Source organism: Variovorax sp. P4_D9 (assembly GCF_056401695.1).
The window spans coordinates 1-2,168 of sequence record NZ_JBFUIU010001172.1 but is presented as its reverse complement, the minus strand read 5'-3'; the positions used below and the strand labels follow the sequence as shown (position 1 = coordinate 2,168).

Annotated in this window: 2 protein-coding genes and 1 pseudogene; 2 read left to right on the top strand and 1 reads right to left on the bottom strand. The window is 62.8% G+C overall.

What is annotated here, in order from left to right:
* Positions 1 to 814 (bottom strand): GAF domain-containing protein (locus tag AC1DY5_RS52535; protein WP_478122167.1); only part of this gene is annotated, 814 nt, incomplete at its 3' end.
* Positions 815 to 838: 24 nt separating this feature from the next.
* Here AC1DY5_RS52535 and AC1DY5_RS52530 point away from each other — a divergent pair.
* Positions 839 to 1,813 carry a tripartite tricarboxylate transporter substrate-binding protein gene (locus AC1DY5_RS52530; protein ID WP_478122166.1) on the top strand — a complete coding sequence of 325 codons (975 nt, stop codon included), beginning with the start codon at positions 839 to 841 and terminating at the stop codon, positions 1,811 to 1,813.
* A 158-nt stretch (positions 1,814 to 1,971) separates the two neighbouring features.
* Positions 1,972 to 2,168: pseudogene (locus AC1DY5_RS52525) on the top strand (IS1634 family transposase); the annotation flags it as partial.

Here is a 2,168-nt window from a genome sequence, read left to right as displayed (position 1 = left end):
CTGCGAAACCATCCGCGTTCCATTGCTGCGTCACACCGAAGGGCACGCCGACCCCGCTGTGCCAGAGCGCCACCCGCTCGGCGCCCACGAATTCGCCGATCTGCCGCAGCCCCATCGCGATCGCCCGATTCTCTCCACCGGGCATCGACAGGACGAGCGACGCAAGAATGCTACTCGCGAGCCGCTCGAATCCGACCGCCAGATCGAGTTCCTCCTGCGCCCGCTTGCGCGCGAGCGCGCTGCCGAAAATCTCAGCCATCAGGCGCATGCGAGCCACCAGATCGTCCGGCCAGCTGCGCTCATTGCGAACACAGCCGAAGTTGAGACTGCCATGCAGTTGCCCTGCCACCACGATCGGCATCATCACGTGGGATTTCAGTCCGATGTTGCGCCAGCTCTCCTTGTCGAGACTCGCCTCCGGCGGCAGATCATCCAGACTGGCAAAAACGATCGGCTCGTTGGCGGTCGCCTTCGCCAGGGCCCATGGATTCGAATCTCGCGCGGGGATCAGTCGTTTCGGCACCGGATCCACGCCCTCCACCGCGAAGGAGTGGGTGACCTCGGCTCGGCCAGTCAGTGGGAAGACACGGCTCAGGGTCGAACGATCGATGCCCAGCGCAAACACGATCCGCGCGAGACCCTGATCGATGGCGTGATCAATCTCCTGAATAGGCACGGCGATGAATGCAGCCGACAGATCCGACAGCAGGCGCTCGAAGCTCAACATTTCCTGCAGCGAAGCATGCGCCGTGACCGAAGCGACCTGCTCCGTAATGGCCCTTCGGAACGGATAATTCGGCTTGTCCTCGTGCACGATTTCTCCAGAAGAAGGGGTTGTATGCGTCTGATCCAGACACTGCCTTGGCTGCTAGCGGCAATCGTTTCGAGCGGACCGGGCCAGCGAGTGTTTGCCCAGGTCGCCGACGCCAGCCCTGCGAAGATCATGCTCGCCTTCGAGGGCGGCTCGGCAAGGAACGTGGCGCTGTATCTGGCCGAACGAATGCGAGAGGCGCTCAAGCGGCCCGTGTTCGTCGAGGAACGGCCGGGGGCTGGAGGGCGCGTCGCCGCACTGGCGCTGAAAAACGCGGTGCCGGACGGGGCGACCGTGGCGATGCTCCCCATTACAGTGCCGGTGCTGGCGCCGATGACCTTCAGGGATGTGCAATACGACGCGATGCATGACTTTTCTCCCATCTCGCAGATCGCCAGTTATCGCTTTGCGTTTGCGGTTCCCACGAACCACCCCGCGCAGTCGTTTCCTGACTTTGTCGCCTGGCTGAAACTCCACCCGTCGCAACCATTCTATGGATCTCCTGCGGCTGGAAGCCTCCCTCACTTCCTGGGTGTGCTTATTTCCAAGGCGATTGACATCGATATGACCCAGGTGCCCTACAAGGGATTCGCCCCCATGTCGATCGACCTCATCGGCGGCTCGGTTCCCGCCGGCATCTCATCGATTTCGGATTTGATCGATATGCACCGCGCTGGGCGGATCAGAATTCTCGCGACGTCGGGCACGAAGCGCGAGTCCCAATTGCCGGACGTGCCGACCTTCATCGAGCAAGGCTACCCTACAGTGCAGGCAAGCGGTTGGGTCGGGTTCTTCGCACCAACCAGAACGCCCAGGTCCGAAATCATCAGGTGGTCGGCCGCCCTGTCGGCGACCATTCGATCGGCGGAAACACGGCAGAAGTTCATCGAGCTCGGCTTGGATGCAACCGACACCACGCCGGAAGAACTCGCCGCCATCATGGCCGCCGACATCGCTCGCTGGGCGCCGATCATCAAGGCATCAGGCTTTCGCGCCGACTAGTGGGTTGCGCCCCGCGCGTCCACATACGTGGAATACGCAGCCACCGGGATAGGCCGCCCGAATCGCAAGTTCCAGAATGCCAGTGGAGGCTATGCAGGCGGTCATCATCTGGAGAGTGCCATGTATCGCAAGCATCTTTTTGGCGCGCAAATGTGTCTGACGACACCGCCAGCTCCTCGCTGGGCCGCGTGCTGGGGGTCGGCCAATGCAGCGCCGATGAGCTGTACCGGGCGCTGGACTGGCTGCATGACGCACAACCGGCCATCGAGCGGCGCCTGGCCCGTCAGCATCTGGCGGGCTCCACCCTCGTGCTGTACGACCTCACCTCGACCTGGTTGACGGGACGGTGCTGCGA

Coding starts and splice junctions, on each gene's coding strand:
- AC1DY5_RS52530 (WP_478122166.1), top strand. CDS start 839: ATGCGTCTGATCCAGACACTGCCTTGGCTGCTAGCGGCAATCGTTTCG.